General features: G+C 56.7%; 24 protein-coding genes and 1 pseudogene. 15 read left to right on the top strand and 10 right to left on the bottom strand.

Annotated elements, in window-relative coordinates; all coding sequences use genetic code 11:
• The first annotated feature begins 31 nt into the window (after positions 1–31).
• The 4 genes from IFT60_RS04480 to IFT60_RS04465 all read left to right on the top strand — a co-directional run bounded on the left by IFT60_RS04480 (position 32) and on the right by IFT60_RS04465 (position 3,333).
• Positions 32–1,099 carry a DUF475 domain-containing protein gene (locus IFT60_RS04480; protein WP_192049901.1) on the top strand — a complete coding sequence of 356 codons (1,068 nt, stop codon included), beginning with the start codon at positions 32–34 and terminating at the stop codon, positions 1,097–1,099.
• Between the two features lie 287 nt (positions 1,100–1,386).
• Positions 1,387–1,962 carry a TerD family protein gene (locus IFT60_RS04475; RefSeq protein WP_192049899.1) on the top strand — a complete coding sequence of 192 codons (576 nt, stop codon included), beginning with the start codon at positions 1,387–1,389 and terminating at the stop codon, positions 1,960–1,962.
• A 58-nt stretch (positions 1,963–2,020) separates the two neighbouring features.
• On the top strand, positions 2,021–2,716 hold the full coding sequence (locus tag IFT60_RS04470; protein ID WP_192049897.1) for a TIGR00266 family protein: 696 nt from the start codon (positions 2,021–2,023) through the stop codon (positions 2,714–2,716).
• 35 nt (positions 2,717–2,751) lie between these two features.
• The gene (locus IFT60_RS04465; protein ID WP_192049895.1) at positions 2,752–3,333 is read left to right on the top strand and encodes a TerD family protein; all 582 of its coding nucleotides are present in this window, start codon (positions 2,752–2,754) and stop codon (positions 3,331–3,333) included.
• A 73-nt stretch (positions 3,334–3,406) separates the two neighbouring features.
• Here IFT60_RS04465 and IFT60_RS04460 read toward each other — a convergent pair whose 3' ends face one another.
• The 6 genes from IFT60_RS04460 to IFT60_RS04435 all read right to left on the bottom strand — a co-directional run bounded on the left by IFT60_RS04460 (position 3,407) and on the right by IFT60_RS04435 (position 6,632).
• A complete protein-coding gene (locus IFT60_RS04460; RefSeq protein ID WP_192049893.1) occupies positions 3,407–3,760 on the bottom strand; it encodes a VOC family protein in 354 nt (117 codons plus the stop codon).
• 56 nt (positions 3,761–3,816) lie between these two features.
• On the bottom strand, positions 3,817–4,299 hold the full coding sequence (locus IFT60_RS04455; protein ID WP_192049891.1) for a GyrI-like domain-containing protein: 483 nt from the start codon (positions 4,297–4,299) through the stop codon (positions 3,817–3,819).
• Positions 4,296–4,994, bottom strand: coding sequence for a glutathione S-transferase family protein (locus IFT60_RS04450; protein ID WP_192049889.1), 699 nt, complete (start codon positions 4,992–4,994; stop codon positions 4,296–4,298). Before IFT60_RS04450 ends, IFT60_RS04455 begins: the two co-directional genes overlap by 4 nt.
• A gap of 95 nt (positions 4,995–5,089) precedes the next feature.
• Positions 5,090–5,518: an SRPBCC family protein gene (locus tag IFT60_RS04445; RefSeq protein WP_192049887.1), complete on the bottom strand. Its 429-nt coding sequence runs from the start codon at positions 5,516–5,518 to the stop codon at positions 5,090–5,092.
• Positions 5,515–5,874 carry an ArsR/SmtB family transcription factor gene (locus IFT60_RS04440; RefSeq protein WP_192049885.1) on the bottom strand — a complete coding sequence of 120 codons (360 nt, stop codon included), beginning with the start codon at positions 5,872–5,874 and terminating at the stop codon, positions 5,515–5,517. The genes IFT60_RS04445 and IFT60_RS04440 overlap by 4 nt, the downstream gene beginning before the upstream one ends.
• A 218-nt stretch (positions 5,875–6,092) precedes the next feature.
• Positions 6,093–6,632, bottom strand: a complete 540-nt coding sequence (locus IFT60_RS04435; RefSeq protein ID WP_374000473.1) for an SDR family NAD(P)-dependent oxidoreductase — start codon at positions 6,630–6,632, stop codon at positions 6,093–6,095.
• A gap of 42 nt (positions 6,633–6,674) precedes the next feature.
• Between IFT60_RS04435 and IFT60_RS04430 the strand changes: the two genes are divergently transcribed.
• The 8 genes and pseudogenes from IFT60_RS04430 to IFT60_RS27025 all read left to right on the top strand — a co-directional run bounded on the left by IFT60_RS04430 (position 6,675) and on the right by IFT60_RS27025 (position 14,676).
• Positions 6,675–6,851 (top strand): TerD family protein, encoded by a 177-nt coding sequence (locus IFT60_RS04430; RefSeq protein ID WP_192049882.1) that lies wholly within the window; start codon positions 6,675–6,677, stop codon positions 6,849–6,851.
• Positions 6,852–7,326: 475 nt separating this feature from the next.
• Positions 7,327–8,919 (top strand): AAA family ATPase, encoded by a 1,593-nt coding sequence (locus IFT60_RS04425; protein WP_192049880.1) that lies wholly within the window; start codon positions 7,327–7,329, stop codon positions 8,917–8,919.
• The gene (locus IFT60_RS04420; protein ID WP_192049878.1) at positions 8,916–9,812 is read left to right on the top strand and encodes a hypothetical protein; all 897 of its coding nucleotides are present in this window, start codon (positions 8,916–8,918) and stop codon (positions 9,810–9,812) included. Before IFT60_RS04425 ends, IFT60_RS04420 begins: the two co-directional genes overlap by 4 nt.
• Positions 9,813–10,189: 377 nt before the next feature.
• On the top strand, positions 10,190–10,957 hold the full coding sequence (locus IFT60_RS04415) for a dCTP deaminase domain-containing protein (protein ID WP_192049876.1): 768 nt from the start codon (positions 10,190–10,192) through the stop codon (positions 10,955–10,957).
• 3 nt (positions 10,958–10,960) lie between these two features.
• Positions 10,961–11,314 (top strand): MazG nucleotide pyrophosphohydrolase domain-containing protein, encoded by a 354-nt coding sequence (locus IFT60_RS04410; protein ID WP_192049874.1) that lies wholly within the window; start codon positions 10,961–10,963, stop codon positions 11,312–11,314.
• The gene (locus tag IFT60_RS04405; protein ID WP_192049872.1) at positions 11,295–12,305 is read left to right on the top strand and encodes an oxidoreductase; all 1,011 of its coding nucleotides are present in this window, start codon (positions 11,295–11,297) and stop codon (positions 12,303–12,305) included. Before IFT60_RS04410 ends, IFT60_RS04405 begins: the two co-directional genes overlap by 20 nt.
• A gap of 11 nt (positions 12,306–12,316) precedes the next feature.
• Positions 12,317–13,246 (top strand): 5'-nucleotidase, encoded by a 930-nt coding sequence (locus IFT60_RS04400; RefSeq protein ID WP_192049870.1) that lies wholly within the window; start codon positions 12,317–12,319, stop codon positions 13,244–13,246.
• A 402-nt stretch (positions 13,247–13,648) separates the two neighbouring features.
• Positions 13,649–14,676: pseudogene (locus IFT60_RS27025) on the top strand (IS5 family transposase).
• Positions 14,677–14,955: 279 nt separating this feature from the next.
• Here the strand turns inward: IFT60_RS27025 and tmk are convergent.
• Positions 14,956–15,681: a dTMP kinase gene (gene tmk / locus IFT60_RS04390; RefSeq protein WP_192049868.1), complete on the bottom strand. Its 726-nt coding sequence runs from the start codon at positions 15,679–15,681 to the stop codon at positions 14,956–14,958.
• Positions 15,682–15,844: 163 nt separating this feature from the next.
• On the bottom strand, positions 15,845–16,729 hold the full coding sequence (locus IFT60_RS04385; protein ID WP_192049866.1) for a dienelactone hydrolase family protein: 885 nt from the start codon (positions 16,727–16,729) through the stop codon (positions 15,845–15,847).
• Positions 16,730–16,872: 143 nt separating this feature from the next.
• On the opposite strand from IFT60_RS04385, the gene IFT60_RS04380 reads away from it, so the two are divergent.
• Genes IFT60_RS04380 through IFT60_RS04370 form a run of 3 tightly spaced genes read left to right on the top strand, consistent with a single transcriptional unit; the run spans position 16,873 to position 19,381 of the window.
• Positions 16,873–17,271 (top strand): GntR family transcriptional regulator, encoded by a 399-nt coding sequence (locus IFT60_RS04380; protein ID WP_192049864.1) that lies wholly within the window; start codon positions 16,873–16,875, stop codon positions 17,269–17,271.
• Positions 17,268–18,140, top strand: a complete 873-nt coding sequence (locus IFT60_RS04375; protein ID WP_192049862.1) for an ABC transporter ATP-binding protein — start codon at positions 17,268–17,270, stop codon at positions 18,138–18,140. The genes IFT60_RS04380 and IFT60_RS04375 overlap by 4 nt, the downstream gene beginning before the upstream one ends.
• Positions 18,137–19,381, top strand: coding sequence for a hypothetical protein (locus tag IFT60_RS04370; RefSeq protein WP_192049860.1), 1,245 nt, complete (start codon positions 18,137–18,139; stop codon positions 19,379–19,381). Before IFT60_RS04375 ends, IFT60_RS04370 begins: the two co-directional genes overlap by 4 nt.
• Positions 19,382–19,673: 292 nt before the next feature.
• Here the strand turns inward: IFT60_RS04370 and ggt are convergent, their stop codons facing one another.
• Positions 19,674–21,419 (bottom strand): gamma-glutamyltransferase, encoded by a 1,746-nt coding sequence (gene ggt / locus IFT60_RS04365; RefSeq protein ID WP_192049858.1) that lies wholly within the window; start codon positions 21,417–21,419, stop codon positions 19,674–19,676.
• Positions 21,416–21,835 carry a hypothetical protein gene (locus IFT60_RS04360; RefSeq protein ID WP_192049856.1) on the bottom strand — a complete coding sequence of 140 codons (420 nt, stop codon included), beginning with the start codon at positions 21,833–21,835 and terminating at the stop codon, positions 21,416–21,418. Before IFT60_RS04360 ends, ggt begins: the two co-directional genes overlap by 4 nt.
• Between the last annotated feature and the right edge of the window lie 77 nt (positions 21,836–21,912).

The following is a 21,912-nucleotide window of genomic DNA, read 5'->3' as shown; positions in this document are numbered from 1 at the left end:
TCAACATGAACAATAAAGAAAGGAAATCAACATGAAGCATTTCAGAGGGTCTTTCATCGTGACCGTCATCTGCCTGGCGCTGGCCGCCTGGTGGGGTTACGAGCATGGCGGCGTTTCCGGCGCGCTGACGGCAGTCGGTATCGCGACCATCCTGTCGGTGATGGAAGTCTCGCTCTCGTTCGACAATGCCGTGGTGAACGCCTCGGTCCTGAAGGGATGGAACGAATTCTGGCTCAAGCTGTTTCTGGGCCTGGGCATGATCATCGCCGTGTTCGGCATGCGCCTGGTATTCCCGATCGTGATCGTGGCAGTTGCGGCCGACCTCGGCATGACCGAAGTCTGGAACCTGGCACTGAACGATCCGAAAGCGTTCTCGGGCCATCTGACGGCGCACCATGCGGAAGTGGCGGCCTTTGGCGGCATGTTCCTGATGCTGGTCTTCCTGAACTTCCTGCTCGACGATGAAAAGGAAACCCACTGGCTGGGCAACTTCGAGAAGAAGCTCGGTTCGCTCGGCAAGGTGTCCTCGATCTCGGTGATGCTGTCGCTGGCGGCCCTGCTGTTCGCCTCGACCTTCGTGGCCGACGCCCAGCGCATGATCGTGCTGGTGGCCGGTATCTACGGCATCCTGGTCTACGTCGGCGTCGACATGATCAGCAGCCTGCTGGAAAAGAGCGAGTCGGATGAAAACAGCAACGTCGGCGACATGGTCAAGACCGGCGGTATCGGCGGCTTCCTGTACCTCGAAGTGCTCGATGCATCGTTCTCCTTCGACGGCGTGATCGGCGCCTTCGCGATCACCTCGGACGTCGTGATCATCATGCTGGGCCTGGCGATCGGCGCGATGTTCGTGCGTTCGATGACGGTCTTCCTGGTCAAGAAAGGCACGCTGGACGAGTTCGTGTACCTGGAACACGGCGCGCACTATGCGATCGGTATCCTGGCCGTGATCATGCTGGCGAGTATGCACGTCCACGTGCCTGAGCTGATCACCGGCTTGACGGGTGTGGCGTTCATCATCGCCTCGCTGTGGTCGTCGATCCAGTACAAGAAGAAGCATGCCGCGCTCGAGGCACATGGCGCCAAAGAGCTGGCGTAAGTAGGGGAGACGGTGGCGATGGTTGCCACCGTCTCGAAAGGGACGCGTTGTACCGCGTGGGCACAAGTGCCCACCCTACGGTGCACAGCCGTCCGTTGCAACTTCATGGAACAATTGCGTAACGTAGGGTGGGCTCTTGAGCCCACGCGGTGCACGGCAAGCGTAGCAACACAAGATTTCGCGGAGCGCCGCAAACGAACCGCCCGGCGAACGGCAGAACACCAGTTCGCTGCGCGTTGTACCCCGGTGTTCATACAAGCAGTCCATCCACTTAGGAGAACCACATCATGGCAATCAGTCTGCAAAAAGGCGGTAACGTCAACCTGTCGAAAGAAGCCCCTGGCCTGACCAACCTGAAGGTCGGCCTCGGCTGGGACACCCGCGCCACCGACGGCGCCGCCTTCGACCTCGACGGCGCGGTGTTCATGCTGAACTCGTCCGGCAAGGTCCGCTCCGACGCCGACTTCATCTTCTACAATAACCTGAAGTCGACCGACGGTTCCGTCGTCCACTCGGGCGACAACAAGACCGGCGAAGGCGCAGGCGATGACGAAACCGTCAACGTCGACCTGACCAAGGTGCCGGCCGACGTCGACAAGATCGTGCTGGCCGTGACCATCCACGACGCCGAAACGCGCCGCCAGAACTTCGGCATGGTCGGCAAGGCCTTCATCCGCTGCATCAACGCCAGCGGCGATGCGGAAATCGCCCGCTACGACCTGTCGGAAGACGGCTCGACCGAAGCGGCAATGATCTTCGGCGAGGTGTATCGTAACGGCGCCGACTGGAAATTCCGCGCCATCGGCCAGGGCTTCCAGGGCGGCCTGGGCCCACTGGCCAAGAACTACGGCGTCAACGTTTAATTCAACAGGTTCGCGGTCCTCCGACCGGGGGCCGTAACTCAAAAGGAAGCCATTTAACATGCCAACTTTTACCGTGACCGGGGACGTCGATCCCTTCCTGCATGTCTCGATGAACCAGGGCGAAACCATCTATTGCGAATCCGACGCGATGGTGATGATGGAATCGACCCTCGACCTGAAAGGCAAGATGCGGGGCGGGCTCGGCAGCGCGCTGATGCGCACCTTCGCCAACGGCGAGTCCTTCTTCCAGCAGCACATCGAAGCCACGCGCGGCGCCGGCGACTGCCTGCTCTCGCCGACGCTGCCGGGTGCGATGCAAGTCGTCGACGTCGGCCCGAACAACTACATCCTCAGCGACGGCGCGTTCGTCGCGGCCAGCTCCGGCGTGGAGCTGAAGGTGCGCACCCAGAACATCGGCAATGCGCTCTTCGCCAACAGCGGCGGCTTCTTCGTCACCGAGACCGGTGGCCGGGGCCAGGTGGTGGTGTCGGGTTTCGGGTCGATGTCGATGCTGGACGTCGAGCCGGGCAAGGACGCGATCATCGACAACTCGCACGTCGTCTGCTGGGACAGCACGCTGCGCTACGAGATCTCGATCACGACCGGCACCAGCGGTGGCTTCCTGGGTAACCTGATCAACAGCCAGACCAGCGGCGAGGGCATGGTCCTGCGCTTTTCGGGCAAGGGCAAGGTCTACGTGTGTTCGCGTAACCGCGCCGCCTTCAAGGCGTGGATGCAAACGCCCGCCAAGTAAGTCCGCTGGATAGCACTAAACCAAGGAGAACTACAATGACCGTCAGTCTGCAAAAAGGCCAGAAAATCTCGCTCTCGAAAGAGGGCGGCGGCGCACTCACCCGCGTGACCATGGGTCTCGGCTGGGACGCCATCAAGTCGAAGGGCTTCCTCGGCTTCGGCTCGAAAACCGAAAGCGTCGACCTCGACGCCTCGGTCGTCATGTTCGACGAATCGAACCGTCCGGTCGACACCGTCTGGTTCCGCCAGCTGAAAAGCAAGGACGGCAGCGTCGTCCACACCGGCGACAACCGCACCGGCGCCGGCGACGGCGACGACGAACAGATCAACGTCGACCTCTCCGCCGTGCCGGGCAACGTCAAGTCGCTCGTGTTCACCGTGAACAGCTTCACGGGCCAGAACTTCTCGCAAGTGCAAAACGCCTACTGCCGCCTGCTCGACGCTTCCGGCAACAAGGAAGTGGCGCGCTACGACCTGTCGGTGCAGGGTGCCCACACCGCGCAGGTGATGGCCAAGCTGTACCGCCACAACGGCGAGTGGAAGATGCACGCGATCGGCGAGAACGCCAGCGGCCGTACGTTTGACGACCTGATGCCGTCGATTACTCCGCACCTGTAATCGTCGTTCGCAGGTGATCGATCAAACCGGGGATGCGTCCCCGGTTTTTTTCGTCTTGCGGGTGCCGGACCACTTACCGCGCAAGCGCGGGATCGAGCGCCTCGGCAATGGCGATGCTGTTGCCGTCCGGGTCTTTCACCATCAGCGTCTTGACGCGCTCGTTGCTGGCCCGGTCGCCGGGCTCGACGCCCATCGCGGCCAGCGTGCGCGCAACGGCCTCGATGTCGCTGACCGCCAGCGTGAACGAGCAGTTTCCTGCGCGCTCGGCGCCCTGGTAGACCTGCAGCCCGCCGCCGCGCGGAAACGTCCATTCCTCGACTTCGGGCATGGGCCGCTGGCCCTTCACTCCCAGGAGTGCGGCGTACCAGGCGGCGGACTTGTCGATGTCCTTCACGGCAACGCTTGCCAATGCGTTTTCGATCGTCATGTCGTGCTCCTCTCTTTGCAGTGGGTTGATGGTGGGGTGTCGCAGCGTGCATGCGATCAGCCGCGCACCCCGATGGCCACTTCGATCCGCCATCGTTGCTGGTCCGGCTCGGCCTCGGCATCGGTGAGGAAGGTTTCGTACCTGGCCTGGAAGACCTGGCCCTCCTGCGCTATGTGCTCTCCCTGCGCCGCAATCCAGTCGATGAGCTCCCTGTTGGCCGACACGCCGTTCCGCACTCCTGTGTACAGCAGCACGGCATAGCGGCCAGCCGGCAGCAGGCGGCTTTCCACCTGGCCTGTCGCGTCGTGCGCATGATCGGTCGGCATGCCGAGCTCCACGTCCATGCGCTCCGGCATGTCGATGGCGTGGTAGCGCAGGAAGGGCGGACCCGCCGGGCGCACGTGGCGGGCGTCCAGCCAGTGCGATACCGTCGCCGTCATCGCGGGGATCTCCTGCTCGAAGTCGCGCATGGCGATGACCGCCCGGGTTCCCACGTAGGGGCGCTCGGGCCGCATCTCGATCCTCGGTTGGTCACTCACGGCGCAGCCTCCTGTGCGACCGCGTCGTAGCGCATATCCGTCGGCGTGTGGCGGGCGATCTCGGCCTTCTGGTCCTGCTCGGCCTTGACATGGGCGGGCCGCGCGAGGATGGCCCGGTGCCAGTCCGCCAGCGTGGGCAGCTCGTCGAGCAGCTTGAGCCGGTCGGCAGTCTTGAGGATGGAGGCGAGCATCAGGTCGGCGACCGTGAAGCCGTCGCCCACGAACCAGTCGCGCCCGGCGCGCGCGTCCTCGAGCATCGCCAGCCGCTCCTTCGCCTGCTGCACCACAAGCGGACGCCTGGCGTTCCTGGCCTCGTCGTCGTCCATGAAGTACTCGACCTCGGCCACGTTGAACAGAGTCGGTTCGACCGAGTTCAGGCCGGCGATTACCCATTGCAGCGCGGCGGCACGCTCGGGCGTGCCCTCGGCGCCGATGCAGCGGCCGGCACGCATGGCGACGTCGAGCACGATGGCGCCGCTCTCGAAGATGGGCGGGCGGCCGTCCTCCTGCAGGACCGGCAGCTGGCCGAAGGGCTGCAATTCGCCGTAATAGCCGGACGATTTCATGGTGGGCGCATCGACCAGCCGGATCTCGTAGGGCCAGTCCACTTCGTTGAGAATCCAGCGCACGCGGTGGTCGCGGACCTGGCCGGCGGCGAAGGGTGGCGCCCATTTCATGGCGGTGACGGTGATCATGGGTTTCCTCCAGGTGCGTCTCGGCCAACGGGTCGGTTTGCGCCTTGCGATGGGCGAGCGATTCGACTGCGGGACGGCGGCAAGCGCCGTGATCGTTACAACTGTCCTGCCTTGCGCTGCAGCTTGTCGAGTGCGCCGTTCCAGCCCTGCTCGTGGCTGTCGCGCGTGGCGTCGTCCGCGAGCTTTGCATGGACGAAGGTGAGTTCGGTGTGCCCTGCGCCGACCGGCTTCAAGGTGGCCTGCACGCGCGACGCCGGTGTGTCCTCGTCTTCCCACGACCAGCTCATGGCCAAGTGGTGCGGCGGCTCGAAGACCTCGAAGATGCCGAAGCAGCCGTGCTCGCTGCCGTCCAGCATGCGAAAGCGCACCAGGAAGCGGCCGCCGGGGCGGGCATCGACCTCCGCATGCGTGACCGGCCCGTCGTCGGGTCCCCACCACAAGGCGATCTTGTCGGGTTCGACGAAGGCGGCGAAGACGGCTGCGGGCGGCGCTTCGATGACGCGGACGATGGTCAGGCTAGTCACGGCGGTTCCTCCTCGGATGTCGACGGCCCGGAAGGCCGCGGGGATGCGACGACGACGGCAAGCCGGTCCAGGCGGCCGGTCCAGAACGTCTCGGTGCGCTGCAGCCAGGCCATCGCCTCGGACAAGGCGGCCGGCTGCAAGGTCACGGTAACGGTGCGGCCCGTCTTGTGCCGGCACACCAGCGCGGCGCGCTCCAGCACGGTCAGGTGCTTGAGCACGGTTGGCATCGCCAGCGGCAAAGGCGCCGCCAGCTCGCTCACCGTGAGCGAGCGCGCATCCGCCAGCCGTTGCAGCATAGCCCGCCTGGATGGATCGCCCAGCGCACGGTAAATGGCGTCGAGCCGGTCCGTTTGCATTAGTTCACTATAGGGTAAAGTATTGGAGTTGCAAGGCGAATTTGCTCGGAGCCTATCTGAGTAGGACAAGGCGAGTTGCGAGCGCTGGAGGGCAAGTGCGGGCAAGGCGCGAGGAGGCCGCACGGCGGGCCACGAATTTTTTCCAATGCGCCGACAAGCAACGCAGCACCTGCTTGTCAGGCGTACTCGTGGCGCCTTTTAGCTACTGGTATAGACGCTTACTGCGGCGGCTGCCCATTCGAAGCCATCAACCCAGCATCGACCGGCAGGTTGACGCCGGTAATGAGGCGCGCATCCTCGCTCGCCAGGAATGCCATCGCCGCCGCAACGCCTTCCGGATCTTCGGGCGCGCCGAGCGGCATACGCTCCTGGAACTTGGCGACGAGTTCCGGATTGTTCACCATATCCTCGGTCATCCCGGTCCTGGTAAAGCTTGGATTGACCGCATTCACCCGCACCCCATCCTTTGCCGCATCCATCGCCATCGCGCGCACCATGTTGCTGACGGCGCCTTTCGACGTGTTGTAGGCGAACAGATTCCAGTCTCCACCCAGGCCCGAAACGGACGAGGTCATGACGATCGATCCGCGCGTTTTCACGAGTTCGGGCATCGCCGCCTTGGCCATGTGGAAGTAGCCGGCGACATTGACTGCCATGACGCGTTCGAAGTCTTCTTCGCTCGTCTGCGTGATGTCGCCCTCGGTAGCCATGCCCTCGTCGTTGGTTAGCATATTAAGACAAGAGGCCTCCTCGGCTATGGCACTAGAACTGGAAGCGTCAACCTCGACGCCTCAGTTGTCATGTTGAACGACTCAAACCGCGCGGTCAACACCGTGTTGTTCCGCCAGATGAAAAGCATAGACGCCAGCATCGCCCATACCGCTAGTAACCGTTCAGCCGCCGGCGACCGCGATGACGAGGCGATCAACGTCGGCTCGGACGCACCCGGCAATGTCACATTGCCCGTGTCGCGGTAAGCGGTTTTACGTGTCAGAACTTTTCACGGCGCAAAACATCTACTGCCGACTGCTTGACGCCATCAATGACAAGGAAGCTGTGCGGTAAGTCCTGGTGGTGCAGGGCGCTTACACGACGCAGGTCTCGGCCAAGCTGTGCCGTTATAACGGTGAGTGGAGGATTTATGCGGGAGAACGCCAGCGGCCGCACATTTAATGATCTGATGCTGCCGATTACCGCGTATATGCAAGCGGTTGTTAGTGGAGATTGAGGCTGAAGAAGATAGAGCTACGTCTCTGTTTTTTTCGCTTGCACCTCAGCGGCAAGAACTTTTTGCTTGTTACGAGAGTAACAATTCTCGTACACTCAGGCGTCGGGACAGTTGGTTCACTTCCAAAGCAGCTTGGAGGTTGAGGGGCGCTGCCAAAATATAGATATAACTATCATCTTTACCAGTCCGAAGAGGCGGCTTTTTTAAACATTTGATCTACAAAAATGTTAAAAAGTCTCTTTTTAATGAAAAAATTAACGGAAACATTTATGCTTGAGCAAATCAGATCTCTTCGGGATAGCAAATTTTTAATAAAGTTAAAGAATCCTATATCCCGCGAAATTTATCAGCTCGATTCAGTTAACCTGATCATTGGTGACAATGGAACTGGAAAGACTCGCTTAATGAAATCAGTTATGCGCGATCTTTGTACGCCAACTGCAGAAGCTGAATATTCTATCGATGGACCAACCGAGGATTTAGCCGTTATTTATTATACAGCGGCCCCTTTCCATCGTCGCATGCAGGACGCGTTGCGTACAACGATTCCTTTTATGGATGTTTCCCCAAGGTCCTCTCATCTCGATGTGCGAAACTTTGCCCATGACGCTAAGGAATTTTTAACAATTGCACGCTTGTTGGATCTCGATTCGTTCCGTGAGCGGCCACTAAATTTCGACTTTGCAGAGTTTTTCGAAAAGGTCGTAAATAGCCTCTTTAACGAGTACTCGCCGGACGCATTTCCAAATTGGTTAAGCTCTACTGCGCACGAGTTCCGAGACAGTATTGATACCCTACAAAAATACGAGTTGGATCGACGCCAAGCGTATAACATGGAGCATTCAATCGTCGATCAGAATGGTCCTTACCAGCTAATACAACTAAAAGAAGCTGAACAGACGGTTGCACAAATGAATTCCGAAATGGCACGCGCAGCTGATGCTCATTTCAAAATTGGGAAATTAGGAGTGAGTCGTATATTATCTGCTCGCGGACCCCGCTCGTATGACCAAGCCTGCCAATGGGTTGCTGTCTGCTGCATTATGCGGAATTTTTCTGCAAGTAGAACGCGTCAAGCTAGCTTCATACATCAGTTCATTACCGAGCAGTGGGTGAATAGTAATTTACGGAATTGGTTTGTTCATGCGACGGAGTCGATCGAAAATTTCATTTATGCTATAGAAAAGACGCAGGCTGGGAAATTTTCTTGGAGTGAGAAGGGAGCATCGCTAACTTTCGATCTATCCAAGGCCATTGATCGCGGAATGTCTGAAGATCTTTTAAATAGAGCAGCTAAGTTAGGATTGACTGATCTAGGTTTCAATAAATTCAGCTCTGGTGAGGCTGCGATTACACATCAACTCGCAAGCATTTCTCGTGCAATTCACCAATTTGAGAAAAGAGGGAAAAGAAATTTTGTGGTTTTTATTGATGAGGGAGATCTACTGTTGCATCTTAACTGGCAACGACAGTATCTAGCGGTGCTTGACGAACGACTAAGCACTATACGTGACAAACTCTCGTTAAAATCTATACAAGTAATTGTGGCAACGCATTCACCTTTACTTGCTAGTGATGTACTCAGAGAGTCCATAACTAGGTTAGGTGAGGCCACGACACAAACTAATAGCTTTGCCGCACCATTGCAAAAGATTGTTAATTATAGTTTCGGCACTCCAGCAATTGGTGCAATAGCGGAAGCGACAATCGATAAGCTGCAGGCAAAAACTGTGCTTGATAGTACAGACGAACTCATTATCAACGAAATTGATGATGATTTTGTTCGGCAGTTCCTTTTGAAGAAGACACGTCAATGATTATCACAGCCTCAGACTGCTGGGACTTGGCTAAGAAACAGCATTCGATATATTTTGATAAAAACGTGAAAGCGCGGCTGAATTTACACAAAAGAGCATTGACGAAAGCTGTGCATAATTTTCTTGTTGCCAATCATGACTTAATTAGAGATGGTCAGGAGGCTGATTTTCGAACGATACAAGCAAATTTAGAAAAAATCATTATTCTGCTCGCACCGGCCACACAGAGTAAAATTAAGAAAAAATTGCAGAGAATATATGACTATTCAATTTTTCAAAAGAAAAATGTAAAGGGGTGGGGTGCCTATGAACTTTGCAGGAATTTGCTAGTCGAAACCTGCCCCTATTGCAACTTGGCGTTTGCCCACACAGTTTTTGTGAAGAATGTTCCAAAAACTAGACCTACGTTAGATCATTTCTTTGATAAGGCGAACTTTCCGGTGTTTGCAATCAGTTTAGGAAATTTGGTGCCAAGCTGTTATAGTTGTAATTCATCTTTAAAAGGGACAAAAGATTTTTTTGCTAATCCTCACCTCAATCCGCTAACTTCTACCGAAAAGATAGTAATTTCGCTCGATGTTAATATACTTAAAGCTCGTTTCAATCATATATTATTTGATTCCGCTGCGATTAAGCTAGACTTTGATGCAAAAGATTTGCGCGCCATTAATTCTGAGAAAACATTTTGTCTTGAGCAACGATACCAAAAAGTTGTCGAAGATGCGCGCCTTATTGCTAAAGGCATAGCAAGCTTTACATCAACTCCTTTGCCTAATACCCAAGATTTTGAACGTTTGAATTGGTTAAGAAGAGGTGTGTCAATAAATAATTATAGGAATAAGATCATGGGAAAGATGATAATGGATTTAACACAGACTTATTTAGTCCCCTAGTTCCTGGTAGTACATGACTCGTACTGCCGGAGGACGATCATATCTAGCGACTGCATTTATAGGATTTGCTGTGGCCGAAGGAGCAGCGAAGAGATCGACAAAATGCTCGATTCCGATAATACGTGTCCGTTCGGTTCCGCGTTGCTTTTGGCAAATAGCGAACCCCGCAATGGCTTCAAAAAAGATGTGCCTGCTTCTAAAGCATGTGCCAAGTTTCTTTAGCACTTTTGGTAAAGGAAATCTGGCTATACTCTGATGAATATTTAACACAAGTCTTTTTCTGTTTAGGGCGCAGCATAATTTACTGAACTAGTGCAACCTCGGCTTAAGAAGATTTTCGTTATTACTCTGCTGATGAGATCTATCTAAAAATACATATGACGACTCTCTCGAATCAGGAAATAGAAAATGAGATTAACGGTCACCGTCTCGTAACGGAGGCAGATAGTAGTCAAATTGGAGGAGCATGCTACGAACTACGACTCGGGAGCACCTACTACGACTTGACTGAGAGCGATCATCCAAGAGATGCATCTCCTCATGGAAATGTGCTTATCAAGCCAGGCCATAGGGTGGTGTTGATCAGTCATGAAAAGCTCGATATTCCATTCGACATGATTGCTCGAGTCGCAAGTAAAGGTTCCTTGTTCAGTATTGGGCTCAGTCCAGTCAGCACTTATGCTGATCCTGGATTTCGCGGTAATCTTGGAATCGTAACCCAGAATATAAGTGATAAATATATCTTATTGCCAATTGGAGAGGCTATAGCAAAAATTGAATTTGCCAAACTCACTAGCATAACGACGCGACCTTATAACGGGCAGCACGGTTTTCAGACGCGCATTTGGCCGATAAAACACCAATTCCAGAAAAATTATCAGGATGTTGAAGCTGACTCAAGAGTAAAGAGTGAAAGTGAAGAGGCACTTGCGATTCTTCCTTATGCAACTGCGCAGACGATCAAGCGACTCGTAAAGCGACAGAATTGGTTCAATGTGGCAATTTTAGCCAATGTTCTTATCGCATCTAGTTTGCTTGCAGCAGCCGTAACAAAAAATTTGGATCCTATCGTTTCAATTATCGGCAATTTGATTTCTAGCGTAATAGCTGGAATATTCGTCTGGATGGCGCAGAAGGAGGGGTGATATATGGAATTAAGAGATGTGATTGCTAGGCAATTGGAGCAAGATGAAGTTCACGGATTCAAATGGCGTTTTGATGACGAGGCTGAACGATATTCGCAGATTACAAAAGATCTTGTAGGTATATTGGGGGAAATAGGTGAGCTGGCAAATATAGTAAAGAAAATCAATATAAAAATAGAAAGACCAGAATCGTACGATTTGGATATGTTAGCTGCACAAAAAGAAATGCGCGAGGAATTAGCAGACACATTCATTTACCTTATTCGCCTCGCGGCTATGTTGGACGCGGATTTGGAGTTAGAAGTTATTAATAAAATCAAACTTAACAAAAGACGATATGCAAAGCTCCGTCGATAAGCAGGGAAAAAAATTTTTCGTAGGTTTGAACACTGGGTTTGTGGACGAAAATTTAAACCCTGACAGTCGCTGTATAGATTTTTACTCATCTAGAAGTAGGCATAAGCTTTACTGTACAATTGTGGGAAATGTAGTATTGCCGAGCGGATTTAGCACAAACAAAAAAACTGCAAGAATTTCCCATGCTCCAGCTTGGAATCATTTAGCTGAAGCGATCACAGAGCAGGGGGCCGTGCCAGGTATACAGTTTAGCTCGACTTGGAGCGGCTTTGAAGGTAAGCGGCGCTTTGTAGCGCATAACTATGCCAGTACGTTTAAATTTTACCAATCGGTTGGTGCTCAGATTACACAGCGGGAGATTGCTGCTCTCATAGTAGATTTATCAGATGCAACAAGAATCGCCGTTGATCATGGTTTCCGTCATATTCAACTTCACGCAGCGCACGGCTATTTTTTTAACCTTGTTACGCATCCATTATTTAGTTCGCATAGCCAATGGACTTGTTCTTATATACAGAGCTGGTTGGACGAGTTGCACACGAAAGGAATTGAGACTTCCATCAGGGTTTCTATGACGACAGGGTGGCCTGAAATCGATTGTGAATATATTGCTGGAATGTCAAGATTATATGACCTAATCGTGAACTATACAGATCTTTCAGACGGTTTTTATAATCTGGATAAAAGAAAAATATATCCATCGACGAAAGATTTAGCAAATCGGCGTTTCAATCTGTCCACTAGTATAGCCGCTGAGTATCCAAGCAAAATGTTCATACTTTCTGGTCAGGCGAAAGATTACGCCGATAACTTGCGTGAAAATTTGCACTTGGGTTTCTGTCGCGATCTCATTGCAAACCCTAATTTCTTATTGGATATGATAAATGGATGCGTTCTTTGTAATAAATGCCACTATTTTTCGCGAAGGGAAGAACATCTATTTTGTCCTGAGTGGGAAAAAGTAATAGGAATTAATAACTTACCTCTATAATAATATTCAATATGCCTTATCCTATTGAAAGAAAATTGGTTATTGGAATTGCTTCAAGCGCTTTGTTTGATTTGTCTGAATCGCATGACGTGTATGTTAACGAAGGCGTGGACCGTTATCGTATTCATCAAGAGGAGAGACTTGATACTCCTTTTCCTAAAGGCGTAGCGTTCCCATTCATTCGGCGCTTTCTCGGTATAAATAAAGCATTTCCGAAGCAAGCGCCTGTTGAGGTTGTCTTGCTTTCAAGGAACTCACCAGAAACGGGGATGCGCGTATTTCGTTCAATTCGACAGTACGGACTCGATATTACACGAGCTGCATTTATGGCTGGGAAGTCTCCACATATGTACATCCCGGCGTTTAATGCATCCCTTTTTCTTAGCGCGAATGAAGGTGATGTTCAACGTGCTATTGATGCAAATTACCCTGCCGGTGTAGTCCTGCCTTCAAAAGTGTTTGACGATGAGCTTGATGCCGAGCTTCGAGTAGCATTCGATTTTGATGGTGTTATTGCAGACGATGAGGCTGAAACAATCTATAAGAAAAATAATGATTTAAATGAATTTCAGGTTCATGAGACCGCAAGGAGAGCAATTCCTCATCAGCCAGGCCCGCTTGCAGACCTTTTTAGGAAGCTCTCGTTTATGCAGAAATTAGAGGATAAACGTCTCCGAGAAGATCCAAGCTATAAACAAATACTTCGGATTTCGATAGTGACAGCAAGAAACGCACCTGCACATGAACGTGTAGTTACTACGCTTAAAGATTGGGGGGTTGCTGCAGACGAGTCGTTTTTTCTAGGGGGGATGGAAAAATCAAGAATTCTATCCATCTTGAAACCGCACATGTTTTTTGATGACCAGCGCAGCCATTTGGAATCAGTCGCAGGCGACATACCAATGGTCCACATTCCCTTTGGAATTGCAAACAAGATGTAACTTCTTTGGGATTTCCCAAGGCGGAATATTGAAACGAATCTTGCTAAGTGTCGAGGAAAAAAAGCTATTGCATTGATAAAAAATCTATGCAATTACGACTCAATGGATTAGGCATGCCACTTAAGCATTGGGCAAGTTAGTTTTTAAAGAAGATATGTAAGATAGAACAATGGCTCTGAATACCTGCGCTGCTATTGCTATTGAGGTCCCTGGGATTAGCGCAGGAATAAGAGAATTCGAGAATTCGATTAGCAAAACTCGTACGTAATCTTCTTACGAGAAATAACAGACCTTATCGGAAAATAATAATGTTGCCTTAGGGCCACCTCTAAAAACCTCTGCCGAGATGCCTGCGGCTGAGTAAAATCCTGGCATCGAACCAAGCCAGCGAGTGCCGTCATGATGAAACCCCGGATCAGTCTGTTTGCCGAGCAGGAGCGTGAGGACCGGCGAGCAAAGCTGGGCGATCCGTTGGTGGGCTTGGCCGAGCACGTGGATTTCGAGGCGCTGGCGGCGCGCATCGATGCCGCCGCGCCGCGTCCTTCGCGCGCCAAGGGCGGCCGTCCGCCGTACCCGACGGTCTTGATGATCAGGATTTTGGTGCTGCAACAGCTCTACAACCTGGCCGACGACGCGCTGGAGTACCAATTGCTGGACCGCCGCAGCTTCCTGCGTTTCCTGGATCTGACGGAAAGCAGCAGCATCCCCGACGCCAAGACGATCTGGCTGTTCCGTGATCGCCTGGCACAAGCTGGCGTAGGCAATCAGGTATTCGAGCAGGTCCAGCAACAGCTGCTGTCGCAGGGCTATTGGCGCGCTGCGGGCAGATTGTCGACGCCTCGCTGGTACAGGCTCCGGTCCAGCGCAACAAGCGGGAGGAAGCCGAGACGGTCAAGGAAGGCACGATGCCGCTGGGCTGGAAACCGCACAAGCGCGCACAAAAGGATGTCGATGCGAAGTGGACCAGAAAGCACGGCAAGAATCATTTCGGGTACAAGCTGCACGCCAGCGTCGACAAGCGTTACAAGCTCATCCGCAAGATCGCCATCACGCATGCGGCCGTGGCCGACACCACGGTCTTCGAGGAGTTGCTCGACCTGAGCAACACGAGCCGGGATGTCTATGCCGACCGGGGATACCCCAGCATTGAACGCGAAGCCCGCTTGAAGCAAGCCGGCTGGCGCGTGCATATTCAGCGGCGCGGCCATGCGACCAAAGGCATTTCCAAGACGCAGAAACGGCGCAACCGCGCGATCGCTACGCCGCGCGCCCGTGTCGAGCATGTGTTTGGCGCCCTGGCCCAGATGGGCGGCAAACTGGTGCGCTGCCTGGGAATCGTGCGCACCACGTTGGTCTTGCATCTGAAGGCGGCCAGTTACAACCTCAAGCGTCTCGTCTTCATGAAAGAACGCGGACTGGCGCCGTTCTAAACAGCAGTTTGGCAGCCAGGGGCTGCCAAACTTGCCTGGCCCAGGTATCTGGCGCCTTGAAAATCACGCTGCCGAGGCGACGCTGGAACGCGGAACAACGTTGCGCACGGCGCTGCTCACGCCGAAAGCGGGTTATTCGAGGTGGCCTTAGGGTATATTTCAAATAGCCTAATTAAATGCCGTTAATAGTTGGTGATAATTAGCCAAATACAAGTAGCATAACATTATCACCGACATTAATATGATTATTCCCAAAGAAGCTAATAAAATTAACAGAAATTAAGCTATTGGTAAAGAGTTGAGCTTCTGCACCGTATTCCACCATTCACACGAGCCGGTCAATCGAGGGGTGCAGGAGATCGGCTCATCGCAGCCATAGGCCTTCCTGCATCGCTTTGTTTTCACGGCGCCAGCAATTAATTTCTGAATTATCTCATGATGCGAGAATTGGACCGCCATGGTAGCATCCAATCTTTGCAGTACATTATCAACTTCAGCAATAGATCGGAAGATTTCACCAGCTTTGGCGAGATCTTCCTGTTTCTCAAAAAGATTTGGCTTACCGTCGCGTGCTGTAACTCTATTAACGGCTAAGTCAGCCGGTAGGTCGAGCCAAAATGCCGCATCCGGTTCTAGTACATTTGCCCGGATACGCTCCACAATCGTCTTGGGGTTTTCTACCAGAATTCCCTGATAAGCAATGGTAGAATAGAAATATCGGTCGAGAATTACAATATTCCCTGCTTCTAAGGCGGGGATAATTTTATTCTTAAGATGGTCCTGTCTATCACGGATAAACAAATCCAACTCTTCGTCGAATGGTAATCGACCATTAAGAGCAGAATCTCTAAGCTTCTGCCCCCACTTACCATCAGTTGGCTCTTTAGAAATGACTACGGTTTCGCCAATTTGCTCAAATGCTGACCTAAGCAAATGCACCTGCGTGGTTTTACCCGCACCGTCGATGCCGTCAATCGCTATTAAAATGCCGTCGTAAGTACTCATTCAAACAGGTTAGCATAACCTACATTCGTGTTCTTTGCAGATCTGCGTTGTACGTTGTAAGCGTCAAGGTAAGCCATCTATCGAGGAAAGGGCGGTAGGCATACCCGGGCGTTCGCTTCAACGAGCGTTCCCAGCAGTTGGCGAACGTCTGCATTACCTGCAACTACCCCAGCTTCGCCTTGAAAAACCCCACCGTCCGCCCCCACGCCAGCTTCGCCGCCGCCTCGTCGTAACGCGGCGTCGTATCGTTGTTGAACCCATGCTCGGCGCCTTCATACACGAAGTGCTGGTAATCCACCTTGTTCGCCTTGAGCGCCGCCTCGTACGCCGGCCAGCCGGCCAGGATGCGCGCGTCCTTGCCGGCGTCGTGGATCATCAGCGGCGCGCGAATTTTCGGGACGTCGGCGGCGGACGGCTGGCTGCCGTAGAAGGGCACGGCCGCGGCCAGGTCGGGCAGGGTCGTCGCCAGGTAGTTGGCGATGGCGCCGCCGTAGCAGAAGCCGACCACGCCGACCTTGCCCGTCGCCTGTGGAAGTCCTTTGAGCGCACCCGCTGCGGCAACGAAATCGGCGCGCGATTTGGCCTGGTCGAGTGTCTGGAACAGCGTGCGCGCCTTGTCCTCGTCGCCCGGATAGCCGCCCAGCGGATGCAGCGCGTCGGGTGCGAACGCGATGAAACCTTCCAGCGCCAGGCGGCGGGTCACGTCTTCGATGTGGGGATTCAGGCCGCGGTTTTCGTGGACGACCAGCAGCGCGGGCAGCTTGCCCTTGGCATTCGCAGGCACGGCCATGTAGCCGCGCAGGGTGCCGTAACCCTGCGGTGACGGGAATTCTTCGTAGCTGGTCTTCAGGCGCTTGTCGGACGCGGCCACCAGCGGCGCCGCGAACGAGGGCGACAGCTGCGCCAGCAAACCCGCCGCCGTCACGCCGCCGACGGCATGGCGCGAAGCACGCGCCAGGAATTCGCGCCGCGACAGGCGGCCGTGGACGTAGCCATCGAACAATTGCAACACTTCGGGATCGAAATCGTTTGCCGTCAGTCGGGTCATGTCAGGCCTCTCGGGGTAGGTCATCGTCTTCACAGCATACGCCTGATGGGCTACGCGTGGATACCAAAAGCACATTTTGCATTTCTTGTTGACATCACTTTAAAACGTGTCTACTGTATTAATCAACTAATACACTAGATGCCATGGCCACTCACACAGCCCAGCTGTTTTCGATCACCACCGGCTCTTCCGAGCCGATCTATCGCCAGCTCGTCGAGCAGGTGCGGCGCCTGGTCGCCGCCGGCCAGCTGGCGCCCGGCGACGGCATGCCGTCCGTGCGCGAGGTGGCGCAAGTGCTTGCCCTGAACCCGATGACCGTCTCCAAGGCCTACGGCCTGCTCGAGATGGAAGGGTTGTTGGCGCGCCAGCGCGGCATGGGCATGCGCGTCGCCGAACGCGCCGGCGCCGCCCGCAGCACCGCCAGCCGCGCTGAACTGCTGCGTCCGACCCTGGAGCGCGCGGCACTGGAGGCGCGCCAGCTCGAACTCGATTCCGACACCGTCCTTTCCCTGTTTACCCTCATCCTGAAGGAACAAGCATGAACAACCCGATCGTCCGGCTTTCCTCGATCCACAAGCAGTTCGGCGGCGCGTACGTGCTGGGTGGCCTCGACTGGCAAGTGCTGCCGGGCCAGGTCATCGGCCTGCTGGGCCGCAATGGCGCCGGCAAGTCGACCCTGCTCGAATGCCTGCTTGGCCTGCGCGAGACCGACGCGGGATCGGTGACGATCCATGGCGAAGACGTGCGCCAGCTGTCGGACGCCACGCGCGCGCGCATCGGTTACGTGCCGCAGAAGTCGGACCTGTTCGAGTGGATGACGCCGCGCCAGATGCTGGATTATTTCAAGGCCTTGTACCCGCGCTGGAACGATGCCAAGGTGGACGCGCTGCTGCAACGCTGGGGCTTCGATCAGCGCATGCAGGGCAAGGCGATCGGCAAGCTGTCGGGCGGCGAGCAGCAGCGCCTGTCGATCATCCGCGCGCTCGGCCCCGATCCGGACTTGCTGATCCTCGACGAACCCGTGTCCGCACTGGACCCGGTCGGCCGGCGCGACTTCCTGCGCGAGCTGATCGACGGCGTCATCGAGCAGGGCACGACGGTCGTGTTCTCGACCCACATCCTGTCCGACCTGGAGCGGGTGGCGCTCGACGTCGCCTTCCTCAAGGATGGCAGGATCGCGCTGCAGGGCCAGCTCGACGCCTTGCTGGAAGGCGCGCGCCGCGTGGTCGGTCCGGGCGCGCTGCTCGATGGCGTGACGCTGGCAGGCGAAGTGCGGCGCCAGCGCAGCCGCGACGGTTCCGTCAGCGTGGTGACGCACGATGGTGCAGGGCTTGGCGCGATCGGTGGCCAGCCCGGCGTGCGCGTGGAGAGCCTGAGCCTGGAAGACTTGTTCATCGAGGTGACGCAATGAGCCAGGCGCTGCGCGACTTTTATTTGCTGTGGCGGATGGCACGCAGTACGCGCCACAAGCGCCGCATCAAGTGGCTACTTGGCGCCATCGCGCTGATCGTCGTCGTGACCTTCTTGCTGTTCCTGGAGAGCCGCGATGTCTTGCTGGCGGTCGGTGTCGGCGTGCGGATCGCGCTTGCCGGCCTGACGCTGGTGGCGGTCATGTCCTTCCTGCCGGGTGCGGTGAAACTGAACACGCCGATCAACGCGCAGCTGGTGCCGCGCATGCGCCGGCGGCTGATGCAATTGACCGCCGGGGTTTGGGTCACCGCGACTGCCGTGGCGACGCTGGTAGCGCTCGGTACACGCCTGCCAGCGCCGCTCGTCTTCCTGGCCACGGGCAGCTTCATTGCCACACAAGGCCTGGCACTGAGCGGCCACCGGGCCGGCTTTTACCTGCAATTCGTGGGGTATGCCATCCTCGGCTTTGGCGGAAGCAACCTGGTCGGCGAGGCGCTCGAGCGGGCGGCGGGCGGCTGGTATTTCGTGGTGTGTGCAGGCCTGATGGTCGTTTTCAGCGCGTATGCGCTCAAGGCGATGTTCATGGGGGGCGGCGACCGCCACTACGCCCTGCGCGAGCGTCAGCGTCATCAACTCGATCCGCTTGGTCCGCAAGGCCATTCCGGGGAGCGCAATCGGCACAGGCTTTCCACCGCACTGTATGTCGGCGCCTTGCGCCGCGACTGCGCGAGGCGCAACGCCGGCAAGCTGCTTGCCCACCTGCTTGGCCCCAAGGACCACTGGACCAGCCAGACGCTGGCGCTGGCCGCCATTGTCGTGCCGATGGCCGGCGCGATGCTCCTGATCAGGCATCATGGCGGCGACACGCTGCGCCGTTTGCTGGCCGGCCTCGGCTGGGCATTCGCAGCAGGATTCCTGCTCGGCCCCCTGGTCCGCGGCGCCACCGAATCCGTCCTCGTCACCCAGTTCAGCCTGTGTTGCCTGATGCTGCCGCTGCTGGGCCTCAACCTGCGCGACCAGGCGCGCCTCGGCAGCATGCTGGGCAGCAGCGTCTTCCTGTTCCTGCTGGCGTCCGCCGCAGTCAGTCTGGTCGCGGGTCTGATCCTGTACGCGGCAACCGGCCTGCCGGTCATGCCTGGTGCCGCCCTGACGAGCATCGTGATCACGTGCGTGGACATGGCGCAGCACTGGAGGCGTAGCGCGGATGCGCCGTTTGCGTTTCCGGTGGGGCGCCTGGCCTGATCCAGTCAGCTAAGCCATGCTTATTTTTGGAACGATGCACGGACCTGTAAGGTGGGCGGCTGCACCTCTTGAGTTTGCGGACCAGCGGCGGTTGCGCCGCCCACGCGTTCAACTATCCGGTGATTCGTCGCGACGTTTCGAAGTGTGGTTGAACGGGGGGGCGGCGTTCAGGCAGCGGGAAGACGCACACCCGGGTGTAGCCGCCCACCTTACGGGTCTGTGCAACGTTCTCGAAACGAAGTACGCTTGACTGGCGAGCATCGGGCGCCTGCCTTCGACTTCGGCCCCAGCCTCAATGCCCCTTGCGCTGCACTAGCGCGCTCCCCACCCCGTGGCGCCGGCCTTCGCTGACCGCCGTCACGGTACCGTCCGGATTGAACACGATCGCATTCGCCGCGCCGATCTCCTCGGGTGGCGTTTCCCATTTGTGTCCATAGGCCTCCAATGCCCTGGCCTGGGCACTGCCGGCAAAACCCGGTTCGACCGAAGTGACGGCGCCGTTGCGCTCGGACAGGCGCGGCGCGTTGATGGCCGCATCCATGGGCATGCCGAGGTCGACATAATTCACGATCGTCTGCAGCACCGTGGTGATGATGGTCGCGCCGCCCGGACTGCCGATGGTGAAGGCCGGCTTGCCGTTGCGCAGGGCGATGGTCGGCGCCATGCTGCTGCGCGGGCGCTTGCCGGCTTCGGGCACGTTCGGGCGCGGACCCGAGAAATCGAAATCGGTCATCTCGTTATTCAGCAGGAAGCCGTAGCCGGGCACCACGATGCCGCTGCCGCCCCAGGACTCGATGGTGAAGGTGTAGGAGACGATATTGCCTTCCTTGTCCGACACGGTGAAGTGGGTGGTGTGGGCGCTCTCCCGTTGCAGCATCGGCGGCTCGGGACGCAGCGGCACGCTCTGGTCTTCCTGGTAGCCGTAGGGATCGCCTGCGGCGACATTCGCACTGACGCGCTTCGGGTTGATCAGGGCGCGGCGTGTAGCCGCGAATTCTTTCGAGAGCAGGCCGGCCACTGGCGTATCGACGTATTCCGGATCGGCCAGATAGGCATTGCGGTCGGCAAAGGCGAGACGGCTCGCTTCCAGGTACAGGTGCTCGGCGTCGGCGCGCGGCAGCGATTTCAGGTCGTAGCCTTCGAGGATGTTCAGCGCTTCGGCCACGGTCACGCCGCCGCTGCTCGGCGGCGGCATGCCGTAGATCTCGTAGCCGCGGTAGGTGCTGACGATCGGCTGGCGGATGCGCGCTTCGTAGTTGGCGAGGTCGGCCAGCGTCATGCTGCCGGCGCGCACGCTCGTACCGCCGGTCACCGGCGGCCTGTTGACGGCATCGACGATGGCGCGCGCCATCGGTCCCTCGTAAAAGGCGCGCTGGCCGCGGGCGGCGATTTCCTGGTAGGCCTTGGCCATGTCCGGATTGCGCAGCAGGGTGCCGGGCGTGAGCGCTTTACCATTGCGCAGGTAGAGCGCGCTGGTCGGGGCGAACTGCTGAAATTTTCTTTCATTTTCGCGTGTTAAATGAGAGAAAATTTCACTGACGACGAAGCCTTTATTGGCGACGTCGATGGCCGGCGCCAGCACCTGTTTGAAATTCATGCTGCCGTAGCGCTCGAGTGCCTCGTGCCAGCCGCGCACCGTGCCCGGCACCCCGACCGCCGCGCCGCTGGCAATCGCCTTTTCGTAGTCTAGCTCCTTGCCCTTGTCCATGAAGGTCATCGGCGTGAACGAGGCCGGCGCCGTCTCGCGGTGGTCGATGGTGATCACGCGCTTGTCCTTCGCAAGATAGATCACCATGAAGCCGCCACCGCCGATGCCGCAGCTGAACGGATCGGTCACGCCCAAGGTCGCCGCCGCGGCCACCGCCGCATCGATCGCATTGCCGCCCCCGTTGAGGATGGCGAGCGCGGATTCCGACGCTTTTTCGCTGATGGTGGCAACGGCGCCACCGGTGCCGGTGGCGATCGGCGTCTTGGCGAGCGAAAGCGGCGCGTGCAGGATGATGGTGAGGGAAAGAAGGGCGGTCGCGGTTCGGGTCATGGAGTGGTGGGCGAGGTGGTGGAGTCGGGTGGATCGAGGCGGAGGGTGGCGCGGTAGGTGATCGTCGTATCCGGTGCGGGCGGCGCGGGGAGGGCATCTTCGTCGAGGATGATGCGACTGCCGTGCAGTGCGGCCGGCGCCGCATCCGGCTGTCCGGGCGCTAGCGTGAACGATTCGGGCGCAGCGCTGCCGCGCCGGATGCTGAAGCGGTAACTCAGCTTGCCGGCCCAGACGCACTGTACGCCGGGCGGGCAGCGGCTGTCCTCGAAGGACTCGAAGGTGACGGTCACGCCCGGCGCCACCTCGGCGGACTGGCCCGGTGCAAGCGTGAACGGGCCGGCCGGAAGCGGCGCGCCTGGTGCGGCGCAGGCGGCGAGTGCGATGCAAGCGACGGGCAAGGCGAGCAGGTGGCGCATCGGGCAAATGGTCGTATGGGTGTGCCCAGCATAGCAAAAATGCCATAGCAGGGGCGCATATCGGCAAGTCATACAGC

Origin of the sequence: Massilia sp. CFBP 13721, from assembly GCF_014842025.1 — a bacterium.
Taxonomy (GTDB): domain Bacteria; phylum Pseudomonadota; class Gammaproteobacteria; order Burkholderiales; family Burkholderiaceae_D; genus Telluria.
The sequence above is the reverse complement of the archived record's forward strand: the minus strand, read 5'-3'. Positions and strand labels throughout refer to the sequence as shown.